This window comes from Streptomyces sp. NPDC000983, assembly GCF_040299205.1.
In the GTDB taxonomy this organism is placed as follows: Bacteria; Actinomycetota; Actinomycetes; order Streptomycetales; family Streptomycetaceae; genus Streptomyces.
Window position 1 is genome coordinate 19,277 of the sequence record NZ_JBEPBM010000016.1, and the last position, 14,760, is coordinate 34,036.

A 14,760-nucleotide genomic window follows, 5' to 3' on the forward strand; every position below is an offset into this window, starting at 1 on the left:
GCGATGAACAACTCCGTATCCAACACCGCCCGGTTGCTCGGGGCGGGCCTGCGCGCCCTCCTCGTACTGACCCTGGTGACGGGCGTGCTCTACCCGCTCGTCGTCACCGGCGTCGCGCAGGCCCTCTTCAACGGCAAGGCCAACGGCTCCGAAGTCGAAGCGGACGGCAGGGTCGTCGGCTCCTCGCTGATCGGGCAGACCTACAACCTGCCGCTGAAGGAGGGCCGGGAGACCCCGGAGCCCGATCTGAAGTGGTTCCAGGGCCGGCCGCAGAACGGACTCGGCACCAACAGCGTCAACACCCAGTACGCGCTGATCCTCTCCGGCGCCACCAACCGGTCCGGGGACAACGAGGAACTGGTCCGGTGGGTGAAGGAGGCCAAGGCCGCCGTCGTCGAGGACAACTCCACCGCCGACCACCGGGTCGAGCCGTCGGACGTGCCCGCCGACGCGGTGACCTCCTCCGGCTCCGGACTGGACCCCGACATCTCCCCGGCCTACGCGGACCTCCAGGTCCACCGGGTCGCCGAGCGGAACGGACTGACGCCCGAACAGGTGCAGGCGCTCGTGGACCGGCACACCGAGGGGCGCACGCTCGGGTTCCTGGGCGAGCCCCGGGTGAACGTCCTCGAACTGAACATCGCCCTCAAGGCGCTCGTGGCGAAGAGCTGATCGCGCCGGTCGGCGCGAACGGGAGTCGGCGGGGCCGGGACGAGTACGACGTCCCGGCCCCGTCGGCGTCCCGCGTCCTGCCCCGCAAGGTTCGCCGCTGTTCGTAAGGTTCGCCAGTCAGGCCGAATGTTTCGGCACACCCTCCGAAGTCCGCTCCCAACCCGTACGCGGGGCTCTGGGGCCCCTTGAGCCCAACTCCCCAGCAGGTACGGGCGAGTCGGCTGCGGATTCCCCGTGCGCAAGGGGTTGCCACCCATCGAGCGCTGTCTCTAGGGTGCGGCAGCAGCGAAGCTTTCTGGATTTGCATCGAAACTTTCGAAATCCCTGGTGGGCGGAGCGGACGCGCCGTCCCGAGCACAAGGAGCGCATGATGGGCGACCCGGCACTCTCCCGCCGCGGCTTCCTGGCGGCCTCCGCCGCGGCCGGTCTGGGCATGACGGCACTGAGCGGCTGCGGCGGCGACTCGGACGGGGGGTCGTCCGACGGCACGACCACCATCGAGTGGTGGAACATCTCCACCACCCAGCCCACGAAGGACGTGTGGGCGGGCCTGGCGCGGAAGTTCGAGGCCCAGAACCCGAAGGTCAAGGTGAAGATCGTTCAGTTCGAGAACGACGCCTACAAGTCGAAGATGACGGCGCTGACCGCCTCCGGGGAACTCCCGGACATCTTCCACACCTGGGGCGGCGGCGTCCTGCGCCAGCAGGTCGAGGCCGGACTGGTCGAGGACCTCACGGACCGCACCGAGGCCTGGGCCGAGGGACTGCTGCCGGTCGCCAGACAGCCCTACCTCCTCGACGAGAAGCTGTACGGCATTCCCTTCGACATCGGGATGATCGGCTTCTGGTACAACAAGGCGCTCTTCGAGCAGGCCGGCATCAGCGCGCCCCCGGCCACCTGGAGCGCCTTCCTGGAGGCGGTCGAACGGCTGAAGTCCGCCGGTGTCACCCCGCTCGCCCTCGCGGGCAAGGAGAAGTGGCCCGGGATGTACTACTGGTCCTACCTGGCGATGCGCACCGCCGGAGCGGACGCCCTGCGCAAGGCCGACGAGGACAAGGACTTCACCTCTCCCGGGCTCGTCCAGGCCGGCGAGCACCTCAAGGAACTGGTCGAACTGGAGCCGTTCCAGAAGGGGTTCCTCGGCGCCTCCTACTCAGGCCCGACCGGGCAGGCGGCCACCGTCGGCAACGGCAAGGCCGCGATGGAGCTCATGGGCCAGTGGGCGCCCGTCGTCCAGGCCGACGCCGGCAAGGGCATCGGCGACGACCTCGGCTTCTTCCCCTTCCCGGCCGTGGAGGGCGGCCGGGGAGCGATCACCGAGGTGTTCGGCGGGGGCGGCGGCCACGCCCTGCGCAGCGGCGCCCCGCAGGCGGCCGTGGACTTCCTGAAGTTCTTCGCCTCGGAGGCGACCGACCGGGAGCTGGTCGAGAAGACCGGGGTGCTGCCGGTCGTCCCGGCCGCCGAGAGCGCCCTCACGGACCCCAACATCAAGGCGGTGCACAAGGAGTTGACGGCCGCCACCGGCTTCCAGCTCTACCTCGACCAGGCGTACGCGCCCGCCGTCGGCCAGGAGGTCAACGACAGCGTGGGAGCGCTGATCGCCGGGTCCAAGTCGCCCGAGCAGGTCGGCGATTCGATCACCGCCGTCGCGAAGGAAGAGCAGTAGCCGCCGATGACGTCCACCTTCCTCCCGGACCGGCGGACCGGTCCGGACCCGGACGCCCCGCTCCCGGCCCCCGACGCGGTCCGGGAGCGGGCCCGGCGGCGGGCGCTGGCCTGGCTCACCGCGGTCTCCTTCCAGGTGCCCGCGCTCGTGCTGTTCGGCGTCCTGGTGCTGCTGCCGATCCTCTTCGCCCTGTACGCCTCCTTCTTCCGGTGGGGCGGCTTCGGCATGCCCTCCGACTACATCGGCGTCGACAACTTCACCCGGCTCCTCGACGACCCGGTCTTCCTCGGCGACCTCTGGCGCTGCCTCGTCCTGATCGTGCTCTCGCTGGCCCTGCAGCTGCCGTTCGCGCTCGCCATGGCCGTCGCGCTCAACCAGCGGATGCGCGGCCGGGCGGTGTACCGGATGCTCTTCTTCGCGCCGTACGTGCTCTCCGAGGCCATCACCGGCGTGCTGTTCGCCATGATCTTCGCCCCGGGCGAGGGCCTCGCCGACCACGTCCTCGACGGGGTCGGCCTGGAAGGTCTGGGCGGTGAGTGGTTCGCCGACCCGGACATGGTGATGGCCACCCTGTTCCTCGTCATGACCTGGAAGTACTTCGGCTTCCACATGATGCTGTACCTGGCCGGACTCCAGTCCATACCGAAGGAGTTGCACGAGGCGGCGCTGATCGACGGCGCCGGTCCCTGGCAGCGGTTCCGCAGCATCACCGTGCCGCTGCTCGCGCCGACCCTGCGGATCAGCGTGTTCCTCTCCGTCATCGGGTCGATCCAGCTCTTCGACCTGGTGTGGGTGGTCACCGCGGGCGGCCCCGACCACCACTCCGAGACGATGGCCGTGACCATGTTCCAGTTCGGCTTCAAGCGCTACCAGGTCGGCTACGCCGGCGCGATCAGCGTGGTCATGTTCGGCATCAGCCTCGTCTTCGCCCTCGCCTACCAGCGGTTCGTGCTCCGCCGGGACCTGGAGGGTGCGACCACGACCATGCGGGGAGGCGGCAAGTGAGCGTCCGGCACAAGAACCGGGGGCGCGGGCTTCCGCTGCACCTCGTCCTGATCGCGGTCGGCGCGCTGATGGGCGTCCCGCTGCTCTACGCGGTGATCTCCGGCTTCAAGTCCACCGACCAGCTCTCCCGCAACCCCATCGGGCTGCCCGACCCGTGGGTGACCGGGAACTACACCGGAGTTCTCGCCTCCGGCGACTTCTGGCGGCTGGTCGGCAACAGCACCCTGATCGCGGTGGCGACCACGCTGATCGTGGTGGCGGCCTCGGCGCTCGCCGCGTTCTCCTTCGCGCGGTTCGCCTTCCGCGGCCGGGAGTTGCTGTTCACGGTCTTCACGATGGGGCTGATGTTCCCCTTCGCGGTGGCGGCGCTGCCGCTGTTCCTGCTGCTGCGCTCGATGAACCTGCTGGACAACCCGCTCGGTGTGATCCTGCCGCAGGCGGCGTTCGGACTGCCGATGACCATCATCATCCTGCGGGGCTTCTTCCGGCAGATCCCCGGCGAGCTGGAGGAGGCCGCCACGCTCGACGGCTGCGGGCCGCTGGGCTTCTTCTGGCGGGTGCTGCTGCCCATGGCGCGGCCCGCGCTGGGCACGGTGTCGGTCCTCGCCGTGGTCACCAGCTGGAACAACTTCTTCCTGCCGTTGCTGGTCTTCAACGAGCCGACGTGGTGGACGATCCCGATCGGGGTGCAGCAGTTCCAGGGGCAGTACTCGCAGGACGTGGCCCGGGTCTTCGCCTATCTCGTCCTCGCGATGGTGCCGGCCCTGGCCTTCTACTCGGTCGCCGAGCGCCAGTTGGTCGGCGGCCTGACCGCCGGCGCGACGAAGGGGTGACCCGCGAGGTGGCGGGCGGGGCCGAAACCGCAGCAGATACGGGGGACTACGTGCAGTGACCGGCGCCGGACACGCGTCGGGGCCGGTGCGCAGAACGGGTCTGCGGCCGGCCCCCTGGGTCTCCGGGCGGTCGGCGGACCGCCCGGCCGCGGTCAGGCCGCGGTCATCACCTGGCCGGCGCCCAACGGGCGGTGCGGGGCGATGATCTGCCCGTCGGGCAGGAGCTCACCGGTGTCCTCGAAGTGCAGAACGCCGTTGCACAGCAGGCTCCAGCCCTGTTCCGGGTGGTGCGCCACGAGGCGGGCGGACTCCCGGTCGGCGGAGTCTGCGGAGGGACACGGTGTCTGGTGCTGGCACATGGGTGGGATCTTTCGCTCTGTCGTGTTGTTCATGGCCGCCCCCGTTGCGACAAGTGGTTCGAACCCAGTGTTGCCCTACGGGCGTCAATCCGCAGGGATTTCGGTGCACCGCTTCTCATAGGTTGATGACGCGTCACTCGCGCGGACGGTTCAGCCCGACCGCACTGTCATTTCGGGTGGTTCAGGGGGGCCGGAAAGGGCTAGTCCACGCAGGTCAGAGGCTCTTGGGAGCGTACTCGCGCTCGTACGAGCGGACGAGCGCCGTACATGCCGCCGTACCCCGCGGCCGGCGACCGGCGGCGGGGTACGGGAGTTGCGGCGGGGGCGTCAGGCGGGGGAGCCGAGGAGCGGGGCCGGGGCCACGCGGTGGGTCAGCACCGGCAGCAGATCGGCGGCCCGGTGCGGGCGGTGGGCCGCGATGCCGGGCGGGGCGGGCGCCAGCGGCACCAGCAGGTCCATGGGCTCCGGATGGCCGGCGGCGGCGTCGGCGGCGGCGTCGCCGTGCAGCCACAGGGTCAGCATGTACAGGCTGGGCACGGAGAGCAGTCGGGGCTGGTACGCCTGTGGCATCGTCTCGGCCTGGCGCAGCGCGTGCTCGGTCGAGGTGATGTAGGGGCCTTCGAAGAAGTGCGAGAAGGCCCAGCCGTCGGGGGTCAGCCGGGTCTCCGCCGCGGCGACGGCCCGGTCGCCGCAGCGGATCAGGAACCGCCACCCGGCGAGCCGGGTGGTGACGGGCCCGCCGGTGGCGATGCCGTCCAGGACGTGCACCGGAAGGGGCAGCTCGGGGGTCGCGGGCCCCTGGGCGGCGCGCAGGGACGGCGTTCGGGCCTCGCGGACCGCGGTGGGGGAGCCGAGTGCGGTGAGGACGGAGCGAAGTGCGGGCGCGGGAGCCGGGGGGACATGCAGCGGCATGGTGGGTCGCCTCTCATTCGACAGGCACAGTGGCGCGAGGGCGTGGCGGACGGCGCTGTCAGCTCGCGGGGGTGGAGAGGGCAGGGGCCGAGGTCTGGATGCGTGGGTGTGCGCGAGACCCGCCGCAGTCCATCCCTGCGGCAGGTTCTCCGACCGGGCGCCAGCCTTCTGCCTTGTCCGCGGAGTTTATACGACAAGTGTTCAGTGAGTGTTTCATCTACACGTCTGCGGCCCACTCGGCAAGGGTGCATTCGGACGGCGTTCCGCGGGAATCATCCCGATTCCGGATGGGGTGTGAGGCGATGACCTCGGTAAATGCGCAAGGAGCGGACGGCCAATTGTCGTCGGCGTTTTTCACGAGTTCGTCAAGGCCCCGAAACCCCGCGCTGCCGCATGCCCGGTGAATGTGCCGCCGGTCATGTGCGACAGCCTAGCGGGCCGCGAGTCGGGCCGGAGACGTTATCGATCGCTCGTGCTGGGCATCATCCCACCTGACTCGGGACCACGGCGGCCGGACGCACGGCCCGCCCATGCGAGGAGGGAGAGGCTCCGATGGGGGAGAAAGTCGTGGCAGGGCGGTTCGATCTGTCCGACCGCCAGCGCTACCGCGACAAGCTCCGGGAGTGTCTGGCGGGTCTGGAGCGGTTGCTGGCGGAGAAGCGGTTCGACCGCCCGAAGAACCTCATGGGGCTCGAGATCGAATTGAATCTCGCCGGAGCCGACGGCATGCCCAGAATGTTGAATGCGCAGGTTCTCGAGCGGATCGCGAGTCGGGATTTCCAAACAGAACTCGCCATGTTCAACCTGGAAGTCAACATAGCTCCACACCGGCTGGGAGGCCGGGTATTCGACCAGCTCGACGAGGAACTCCGTACGTCGCTGGCATATGCCCATCGAAAAGCCGGGGAGCTCGATGCGGGAATCATGATGATCGGCATTCTGCCGACCCTCGACCGGGACGACCTGGTCTCCTCCAACCTTTCCGACGTCGACCGCTACACCTTGCTCAACGACCAGATCGTGGCCGCCCGCGGCGAGGACTTCCTGCTCGACATCCAGGGCGTCGAACACCTCACCTGCACCTCGAAGTCGATAGCGCCGGAAGCCGCCTGCACCTCGGTCCAACTGCACCTCCAGGTCACCCCGGCCCGCTTCGCCGCCGTGTGGAACGCGGCGCAGGCCGTGGCCGCGGCCCAGATCGCGGTCGGCGCTAACTCGCCGTTCCTGTTCGGCCGTGAGCTGTGGAGTGAGTCCCGGCCCCCGCTCTTCCAGCAGTCCACCGACACCCGGCCGCCCGAACTCCAGGCCCAGGGGGTGCGCCCGCGGACCTGGTTCGGGGAGCGCTGGATCTCCTCCGCCTACGACCTGTTCGAGGAGAACCTGCGCTACTACCCGGCCCTGCTGCCGATCTGCGACGACGAGGACCCGCTGAAGGTGCTCGACGAGGGCGGCATCCCCTCCCTCGCCGAACTCGTCCTGCACAACGGCACGGTGTACCGCTGGAACCGCCCGGTCTACGGCATCGCCGACGGCGTCCCGCACCTTCGGGTCGAGAACCGCGTCCTGCCGGCCGGCCCCACCGTCACCGACGTGATCGCCAACGCCGCCTTCTACTACGGCGTCGTCCGCGCCCTCGCCGAGGAGTCCCGCCCGGTGTGGACCCGGCTGCCGTTCGAGGCTGCCGCGGCCAACTTCGACGCCGCCTGCCGGCACGGCATCGACGCCCGTCTGCAGTGGCCCCGGCGCGGCCGCCACGGCGGCACCACGGAACTGGACGCCACCACCCTCGTACGCGAGGAACTGCTGCCGCTCGCGGCGGCCGGTCTCGACGCCTGGGGTGTCGAACCCGTCGACCGGGACCGGTACCTGGGGGTCATCGAGGAGCGCTGCCGACGGCGGACCAACGGAGCCGCCTGGCAGTCCGCCACCTTCCACCGGGCCCTGGAACGCGGGCTGTCCCGGGACGCCGCGCTGGCCGCCACCACCCGCCGCTACTGCGAGCTGATGCACGCGGGCGAGCCGGTGCACACCTGGCCGGTGGGGCTGCCGGAGGCGGTTGCGCTGGGCTGAGGGGCGCCGGACCGGGGGTCGCCGCCGTCCGCTCCATACTGATCGGGCAAGCTGTGACGTCCGATGACGGTGGTGCCCCTGGGAGGCAGTGTGCAGGCGGAGGCGGGACCTGTGTCCGGGTCGTTCCCGCAGGAGGGGCCCTCGCGCCGGATCCTGCGCGACGAGACCCTCTTGGTGCTGGCGCTGTCGCTCGGTGCGAGCGGGGTTTCCGCGCTGATCAGCTTCGTCGGCTCGGTCACCCGGCCCGGCGGCCTGAAGGACCAGGCCGCCACCCTGAACGCCTCCGCCGCGCCCGGCCGGCCCTGGCTGGACCTCGCCTGGCAGCTCTTCGGCATCACCACCTCGCTGGTCCCCGTGCTCCTTGTCGCGCACTTCCTGATGCGCGAGGGCAGCGGACTGCGGGCCCTCGGGTTCGACCGCACCCGCCCCTGGCCCGACCTGGGCCGCGGCGCGGCCGTCGCCGCGGTGATCGGCAGCACCGGCATCGCCTTCTACCTCGCCGCCCGGGGCCTGGGGTTCAACCTCACCGTGGTCCCCGAGGCGCTGCCCGAGGTGTGGTGGAAGTACCCGGTGCTGATCCTGTCGGCGTTGCAGAACTCGATCCTCGAAGAGGTCATCGTGGTCGGCTACCTGCTGCGCAGGCTCCAGCAGCTGGGCTGGTCGCCGGGGGCCTCGATGGCGGCCAGTTCCGTGCTGCGCGGCTCCTACCACCTCTACCAGGGCATCGGCGGGTTCATCGGGAACATGGTGATGGGCGTCGTCTTCGTGTACCTCTACCGCCGGTGGGGCCGGGTCGGACCGCTGGTCGTGGCGCACTCGCTGCTCGACATCGGTGCGTTCGTCGGGTACGCGCTGCTCGCGGGCAAGGTGGACTGGCTGCCCACCGCCTGACCGGGCGGGGCGGCAGCCGGGAAACCTGGAAGCCGTGTGCCGGGGCAGCGGCGGGAGGCGCCCGCCGCCCCACCCTCACCCGGCCAGCAGCTCCCCGTCGATCACCGTGACCGCGCGGCCGCCGAGCAGGGTGCGGTCGCCGCGTACCTCCGTGCGGACCAGGCCGGAGCGCCGGGACGCCTGGAGCCCGGTGAGTGCGGCGCGGCCGAGGCGCTCGGACCAGAAGGGGGCCAGCGCGGTGTGCGCGCTGCCGGTGACCGGGTCCTCGTCGATGCCGATGTTCGGGAAGAAGCAGCGCGAGACGTAGTCGTGGCCCTGCGAAGGGTCCTCGGCGCGGGCGGTGGCGATCACACCGCGCTCGGAGTAGGCGCCCAGGGACTTGAGGTCGGGGGCCAGGGAGCGGACGGTCTTCTCGTCGGCCAGTTCCACCAGCAGGTCGCCCACGTTCGGGCCGGTGTCGTAGGCGCTCAGCGGCTGGGCGCCGAGTGCCTCGGCGACCCCGTCCGGGATCGCGGACGCGGTGAGCGGTGCCGTCGGGAAGTCCAGGACGAACGAGCCGTCCTCCTGGGGCGTGGCGACCAGGACCCCGCTGCGGGTGGCGAACCGCACCGGGCCCTCGTGCGCCCCGGTGGTGCGCAGGACGTGTGCCGTGGCGAGGGTGGCGTGACCGCACATCGCGACCTCGGCGGCCGGCGTGAACCAGCGCAGCGCCCAGTCGGCGTGCGCGTCGTCGGTGAGGCGGTGGGCGAACGCGGTCTCGGCGTGGTTGACCTCCATGGCGACGTTCTGGAGCCAGTCGTCGGCCGGAAAGGCGTCCAGGAGCAGGACCCCGGCTGGGTTCCCGCGGAACGGGCGGTCGGTGAAGGCGTCGACGATTCGGATGCGCATGCCTCGACGGTAGAGGGGTGCCGAAGGCGCGGGCCAAGGCCAATTCCGGGGCGCTGGACCGATTTGGGCGTCGGCCCGCCCGAACCGGGGGCTTGTCGTAAGAACAGTTCCGATATATCGTTGACGCATCGCGACAGATCAACGATGGAATGGAGTGATTGCGATGCGTTCCCATGGATTCGAACGTGGACACAGTGGAGCCGGTCGTCAGGGCCGGGGCGGTTTCGACGGACGGCGCGGTGCCTTCGGGCCCTTCGGGCCGGGCGGTCCCGGCTTCGGCGGCGGACCCGGCCCCTGGGGGCCCAGGGGCCGGGGTGGCGGACCTCGGGGGAGGGCGCGGCGCGGCGATGTACGCGCCTCGATCCTGGCCCTGCTCAAGGAACGGCCGATGCACGGCTACGAGATGATCCGCGAGATCACCGAGCGCAGCGGCGGGGCGTGGAAGCCCAGCCCGGGCTCGGTGTACCCCACCCTTCAACTGCTGGAGGACGAGGGGCTGATCTCCAGTGCGAGCGAGGGCGGCAAGAAGCTGTTCTCCCTCACCGAGGCCGGCCGTACCGCGGCCGACGAAGGCCCCGAGGCGCCCTGGGAAGAGGCCGCGCGCGGGGTCGACTGGGAGGCCGTGAACGACATCCGGCAGGCCGGCTTCGGTCTGATGGAGGCGTTCGGGCAGGTCTGGAAGACCGGCAGCAAGGAGCAGCGCGAGAAGGCGATCTCCGTGATCAACGAAGCGCGCAAGAAGCTGTACCTGATCCTCGCCGACGAGGACTGACGGCAGCCTCCCCGCCGTGAGTCAGGGGCGCCCCTCGGGGCGCCCCTTCGTCGTGCGGGCTCAGGTCACCAGTCCGGCCAGCTTGCGCAGCGACTCGTTCAGCGCCGCCGTCCCCGAGTCCTTCAGCCGGCCCGCCATCAGCGACACGGCGGCGCCGGTGAACTCCCCGTCGATGCGCACGGTGGTGGCGTCCCCGTCCGGCGTCAGCGTGTAGCGGGTGCAGACGCTCACCGCCATCGGACCCTTGCCGCGCAGGGCCAGCACCCGGGCCGGCTCCAGCTCCTCGATGGTCCACTCGACCTCGGCCGGGAAGCCCATCAGCTTCATGTTCTCCTGGAAGGTCCCGCCCACTTCCAGGACGGCCGGGCCGCCCCGGGGGAAGCTGGTGTGGGTCGCGTTCCACTCGCCGTACGCGGGCCAGTCGGTGAGCCGGTCCCACACCTTGTCGGCCGGTGCCCCGATCCGCGCCTCCGCGTTGACTTCGGCCATGCCGCCACCCCTTCGTCGCACGCTACGGTGTCGCGGAACGTAGTCGCGGGGCCCGGAACATTCAATACTGATGAACCGTCAGAATGTGTGGAGACCGGGCCCGTCCGGGACTCAGCCCATGAGCCGTATGACCGCCGCGTCGAACAGGTCCCACGCGCGCGGCAGGGCGCTCTCGTCGTGACAGTGCCAGGCGTCCCAGAACAGGTCACCGCGCAGCGCGTCCTCCGGGGCGTACACCCGGTAGACGTACTGTCTGCCGTCCACGGCCGGCAGCGCCACCAGCCAGCACCTGCTCTCCATCCACCTCTGGGACGTACTCGGACCCGGCGCGGTTGCGCGCGGGGCGCGGGGCAAGGCGGCGCGCGCCGTCGGTCCGGAAACGGCCTGATCTCATCCCCAGGGAGGAGATTTCGGCCCACCGGGTCCACTCTCCGTGGGACGCGAAGATGCATCCCGCCGGGGATGACCGCGACCCCGGCGACTGATGGGGTAGGGGATGTGCCATCCCGTATTCCCCGCCAGCCGGAACCCGAACAGGCCGGAAGGCGCACGGACAACGATGCCAGGCTCGGTGCGGAGCTGGCAGCGGTGATCTCCGGCGCCCGCCGCCGTGCGGTGCGGGACGCGGACCGCCAGGTCGACAGCGCCCATCTGCTGCACTCCCTCCTGGAGTACGACGCCGAGGTGCGGGACGTCTTCGGCGACGCGCCCCGGGTCGCCCGGCTGCTCGGCTATCTCGTCCAGCGCAGCATCGGCTACGGCCTGCGCTGGCAGGGCAGCGTCGAGGACTCCGCCGCCCTGCCCGTGGTGACCGACACCGACGGCCTCTCCCCGCTCGCCGCGGGCGCGCTGGAGCACGCCTGCGCCCGCGCCGCCCGCCGCGGCGAACCCGCGGCCGGTGTCGACCTGCTCGCCGCGCTCGTCGTCGACGCGCGGGCCCGCGCCGTGGAGGTGCTGGCCCGGGCCGGGATCGACGCGGGAGAGGTGTACTCCCGGATCGACAGCCGGCCCGGGAGTTTCGCGGGCGACTCCGGCTGCTGACCGGGCGACTCCGGCTGCTGAGCGGAGTCCATGCGCTGAGACAGGTGTCATCGGGGGTGACGCTCATGTCGTCGCCTGTCATCATGTGCCGGTGCGTACGTCAGAGAGCAGTCAGGGCAGCGGCAGGGGCATGGGGCTGGGCCTCGCACTCGTCTCCGCGCTCGCCTTCGGGGGATCCGGTGTCGCGGCCAAGCCGCTGATCGAGGCGGGCCTGGACCCGCTGCACGTGGTGTGGCTGAGAGTGGCCGGCGCCGCCCTGGTGATGCTGCCGCTCGCCGTGCGCCATCGCGCGCTCGTGCGGCAACGGCCCGCGCTGCTCGCCGGGTTCGGACTGCTCGGCGTGGCCGGCGTGCAGGCCTTCTACTTCGCCTCCATCTCCCGCATCCCGGTCGGGGTCGCGCTGCTCGTGGAGTACCTCGCGCCGGCGCTGGTGCTGGGCTGGGTGCGGTTCGTGCAGCGGCGGCCAGTGACCCGGGCCGCCGCGCTCGGGGTGGTCCTCGCGGTCGGCGGACTCGCCTGTGTCGTCGAGGTGTGGGCCGGGCTCGGCTTCGACGCGCTCGGCCTGCTGCTCGCGCTCGGCGCGGCCTGCTGCCAGGTCGGCTACTTCGTCCTGTCCGACCAGGGCAGCGACTCGGCGGACGAGGCGCCGGACCCGCTCGGCGTCATCGCCTACGGTCTGCTCGTCGGCGCCGCCGTGCTGACCGTGGTGGCCCGGCCCTGGTCCATGGACTGGGGCGTCCTCACCCGCAGCGCGGACATGAACGGCACCCCGGTCGCGGCCGCGCTGCTGCTGTCCTGGATCGTCCTCGTCGCCACCGTCGTCGCCTACGTCACCGGCGTGGTCTCGGTGCGCCGGCTCTCCCCGCAGGTCGCGGGCGTGGTCGCGTGTCTTGAGGCGGTCATCGCGACCGTCCTGGCCTGGGTCCTGCTCGGCGAGCACCTCTCCGCCCCGCAGATCATCGGCGGCGCGGTGGTCCTCCTCGGCGCCTTCATCGCCCAGTCCTCGGCGCCGGGCAAGGGGTCCGGCGAACCGGTGGCCGCGGGCGGCGGCGCCGAGCGGGAACTGTCGGCCAGGGGGACGGCCACGTAGGGCCTGACGTCCCGGGCCCCGCGGTCACGTGAGGTACGCGGGCACCTTCGTGTCGGGTGCCAGGTCCGGGTCGTCGACCGGGGCCTCGTAGCCCTTGCGCAGGGGGACCACGCCGGCCCAGTGCGGGAGGGCGAGGTCCTCGGGTTCGTCGTTCACACCGCCGGTGCGCAGCTTCGCCGAGACCTCGTTCAGGTCCAGCCGGATGACGGCGGTGGCGGCCAGTTCCTTCCCGTTGGCGGGGCGGGAGTCCGCCGAGCGGCCCGGTACGACATGGTCGACCAGGGCGTCCAGGGCCATCCGCTTCTCCTCCGGGTCCGTCACCTGGTGCGCGACACCGTGCACCACCACCGAGCGGTAGTTGATCGAGTGGTGGAAGGCCGACCGGGCCAGGATCAGCGCGTCCACATGCGTGACGGTCAGGCACACGGGCAGCCCCGGGTCCGCCTGGCCCGTCATCCGCAGCGGGCGCGAGCCGGTCGAGCCGTGCACGTAGAGCGTGTCGCCGACGCGGCCGAAGAGGGTCGGCAGCACCACCGGCGCGCCGTCCCGGACGAAGCCCAGATGGCAGACGTACGCCTCGTCGAGTATCGAGTGCACCAGTTCCCTGTCGTACGACGCCCGCTTGGCGGAGCGGGTGGGGACGGTGCGGTCCGTCGGCGTGTAGGCGGCGGGCTGGTGTTCCTGCGGAGGCGTCCCCTGCATTGCGGTCTCCATTGCACTAGTGCATAATCTGGTTTGTGCTAGGAGAATATCGGATCACGGGTCGGCGCGCATCGGAAATCGCGGCCGGTATCGAGGCGGCGGTCGGCGCGGGGCGGCTGGCACCGGGGCAGACGCTGCCGCCGATGCGGGAGTTGGCCGCCGAGCTGGGGGTCAACCCCAACACCGTCGCCGCCGCCTACCGCACCCTGCGCGAGCGCGGGGTCATCGAGACCGCGGGGCGCCGGGGCAGCCGGGTGCGGCCGAAACCGGCCACCACGGCCCGCGACTACATCCGTGACGACGTCCCCGCGGGCGTGCGCGGCCTCGCCGACGGCAACCCGGACACGGCCCTGCTGCCGCCGCTCGCCCCGGCGTTCACCGCCGCCGCGCTTCGGGCGGACCGGGCGCCGGTGCTCTACGGGGACGAGCCCGTCGACCCCGAGCTGGTGCGGATCGCCCGCGCCGAACTGGACGCCGACGGTGTGCCGGACGGGCCGCTGGCGGTGACCTCCGGCTCCCTCGACGCCATCGAGCGGGTGCTGGCAGCGCATCTGAAACCGGGCGACACCGTGGCCGTCGAGGACCCGGGCTGGGGCAGCGTCCTGGACCTGGTCCCCGCGCTGGGGCTGCGCCTCGCGCCGGTCGGCGTGGACGACGAGGGGCCGGTGCCCGAGGACGTCCGCGGGGCGCTGGCGGCCGGGGCCCGCGCCCTGATCGTCACCGACCGGGCGCAGAACCCGACCGGCGCCGCGGTCGGCGCCGCACGCGCGCGTGCGCTGCGGTCCGTGCTCCGGGAGTACCCGGACACCCTCCTCGTCGAGGACGACCACGGGTACGCCATCGTCGACGTCCCGCTGCACCCCCTGGCCGGCGTCACCCGGCACTGGGCCCTGGTCCGCTCGGCGGCCAAGGCGTACGGCCCCGACCTGCGGCTCGCGGTGCTGACCGGGGACGAGGTCACCCTCGACCGGGTCCGGGGACGGCAGCGCCTGGGGCCCGGCTGGGTGAGCCTGGTCGTCCAGCGTGCCGTCGTCCGGCTGTGGGCGGACGGTTCGGTCGATCCGAAGGCGGTGGCGGCGGCGTACGGCGGGCGCCGGGATCTGCTCATCGGGGCGCTCGCCGAGCGGGGGGTCGTGGCGCGGGGCCGCACCGGCATGAACGTGTGGGTGCCCGTCCCGGACGAGACCGGCGCCGTCTCCCGCCTGCTGCACGCCGGCTGGGCCGTCGCCCCCGGCGCCCGCTTCCGCCTGAACTCCGGCCCGGGACTGCGCATCACGGTCTCGACCCTCACCGACGCCGAGACCCTCACCCTGGCCGACGCCGTCGCCTCGGCCGTACGCCCGGCGCCCGGCAGGGGCGGCGTCTAGAAG

Annotated in this window: 16 protein-coding genes; 10 read left to right on the forward strand and 6 right to left on the reverse strand. The window is 71.7% G+C overall.

Going from position 1 to position 14,760, the window contains the following annotated elements:
• The first annotated feature begins 3 nt into the window (after positions 1–3).
• From ABT296_RS19675 to ABT296_RS19690, 4 genes are all read left to right on the forward strand, one after another.
• The gene (locus ABT296_RS19675) at positions 4–672 is read left to right on the forward strand and encodes a potassium-transporting ATPase subunit C (RefSeq protein ID WP_351928947.1); all 669 of its coding nucleotides are present in this window, start codon (positions 4–6) and stop codon (positions 670–672) included.
• A gap of 370 nt (positions 673–1,042) precedes the next feature.
• The gene (locus ABT296_RS19680; RefSeq protein ID WP_351928949.1) at positions 1,043–2,338 is read left to right on the forward strand and encodes an extracellular solute-binding protein; all 1,296 of its coding nucleotides are present in this window, start codon (positions 1,043–1,045) and stop codon (positions 2,336–2,338) included.
• Between the two features lie 6 nt (positions 2,339–2,344).
• A complete protein-coding gene (locus ABT296_RS19685) occupies positions 2,345–3,343 on the forward strand; it encodes a carbohydrate ABC transporter permease (RefSeq protein ID WP_351928951.1) in 999 nt (332 codons plus the stop codon).
• Between the two features lie 68 nt (positions 3,344–3,411).
• The gene (locus ABT296_RS19690) at positions 3,412–4,176 is read left to right on the forward strand and encodes a carbohydrate ABC transporter permease (RefSeq protein ID WP_351929230.1); all 765 of its coding nucleotides are present in this window, start codon (positions 3,412–3,414) and stop codon (positions 4,174–4,176) included.
• A gap of 152 nt (positions 4,177–4,328) precedes the next feature.
• Here the strand turns inward: ABT296_RS19690 and ABT296_RS19695 are convergent, their stop codons facing one another.
• On the reverse strand, positions 4,329–4,535 hold the full coding sequence (locus ABT296_RS19695; protein ID WP_351928953.1) for a DUF5999 family protein: 207 nt from the start codon (positions 4,533–4,535) through the stop codon (positions 4,329–4,331).
• Between the two features lie 327 nt (positions 4,536–4,862).
• On the reverse strand, positions 4,863–5,447 hold the full coding sequence (locus tag ABT296_RS19700; RefSeq protein WP_351928955.1) for a hypothetical protein: 585 nt from the start codon (positions 5,445–5,447) through the stop codon (positions 4,863–4,865).
• A gap of 552 nt (positions 5,448–5,999) precedes the next feature.
• Between ABT296_RS19700 and ABT296_RS19705 the strand changes: the two genes are divergently transcribed.
• A complete protein-coding gene (locus ABT296_RS19705) occupies positions 6,000–7,517 on the forward strand; it encodes a glutamate-cysteine ligase family protein (protein WP_351928957.1) in 1,518 nt (505 codons plus the stop codon).
• A 90-nt stretch (positions 7,518–7,607) separates the two neighbouring features.
• Positions 7,608–8,408, forward strand: a complete 801-nt coding sequence (locus ABT296_RS19710) for a CPBP family intramembrane glutamic endopeptidase (protein WP_351929232.1) — start codon at positions 7,608–7,610, stop codon at positions 8,406–8,408.
• A 75-nt stretch (positions 8,409–8,483) separates the two neighbouring features.
• On the opposite strand, the gene ABT296_RS19715 is transcribed toward ABT296_RS19710, so the two are convergent.
• The gene (locus tag ABT296_RS19715) at positions 8,484–9,296 is read right to left on the reverse strand and encodes a PhzF family phenazine biosynthesis protein (protein ID WP_351928959.1); all 813 of its coding nucleotides are present in this window, start codon (positions 9,294–9,296) and stop codon (positions 8,484–8,486) included.
• 163 nt (positions 9,297–9,459) lie between these two features.
• Between ABT296_RS19715 and ABT296_RS19720 the strand changes: the two genes are divergently transcribed.
• The gene (locus tag ABT296_RS19720; protein WP_351928961.1) at positions 9,460–10,068 is read left to right on the forward strand and encodes a PadR family transcriptional regulator; all 609 of its coding nucleotides are present in this window, start codon (positions 9,460–9,462) and stop codon (positions 10,066–10,068) included.
• Between the two features lie 60 nt (positions 10,069–10,128).
• Here ABT296_RS19720 and ABT296_RS19725 read toward each other — a convergent pair whose 3' ends face one another.
• Both ABT296_RS19725 and ABT296_RS19730 read right to left on the reverse strand, forming a co-directional pair.
• The gene (locus ABT296_RS19725) at positions 10,129–10,557 is read right to left on the reverse strand and encodes a type II toxin-antitoxin system Rv0910 family toxin (RefSeq protein WP_351928963.1); all 429 of its coding nucleotides are present in this window, start codon (positions 10,555–10,557) and stop codon (positions 10,129–10,131) included.
• Between the two features lie 111 nt (positions 10,558–10,668).
• On the reverse strand, positions 10,669–10,857 hold the full coding sequence (locus ABT296_RS19730) for a hypothetical protein (RefSeq protein WP_351928965.1): 189 nt from the start codon (positions 10,855–10,857) through the stop codon (positions 10,669–10,671).
• 198 nt (positions 10,858–11,055) lie between these two features.
• Here ABT296_RS19730 and ABT296_RS19735 point away from each other — a divergent pair, with 198 nt between their 5' ends.
• A complete protein-coding gene (locus tag ABT296_RS19735) occupies positions 11,056–11,598 on the forward strand; it encodes a Clp protease N-terminal domain-containing protein (protein WP_351928967.1) in 543 nt (180 codons plus the stop codon).
• An 85-nt stretch (positions 11,599–11,683) separates the two neighbouring features.
• A complete protein-coding gene (locus ABT296_RS19740; RefSeq protein ID WP_351928969.1) occupies positions 11,684–12,688 on the forward strand; it encodes an EamA family transporter in 1,005 nt (334 codons plus the stop codon).
• Between the two features lie 24 nt (positions 12,689–12,712).
• On the opposite strand, the gene ABT296_RS19745 is transcribed toward ABT296_RS19740, so the two are convergent.
• Positions 12,713–13,402, reverse strand: a complete 690-nt coding sequence (locus ABT296_RS19745) for a pyridoxamine 5'-phosphate oxidase family protein (RefSeq protein WP_351928971.1) — start codon at positions 13,400–13,402, stop codon at positions 12,713–12,715.
• 23 nt (positions 13,403–13,425) lie between these two features.
• Here ABT296_RS19745 and ABT296_RS19750 point away from each other — a divergent pair, with 23 nt between their 5' ends.
• The gene (locus ABT296_RS19750) at positions 13,426–14,757 is read left to right on the forward strand and encodes an aminotransferase class I/II-fold pyridoxal phosphate-dependent enzyme (protein ID WP_351928973.1); all 1,332 of its coding nucleotides are present in this window, start codon (positions 13,426–13,428) and stop codon (positions 14,755–14,757) included.
• Positions 14,758–14,760 lie beyond the last annotated feature (3 nt).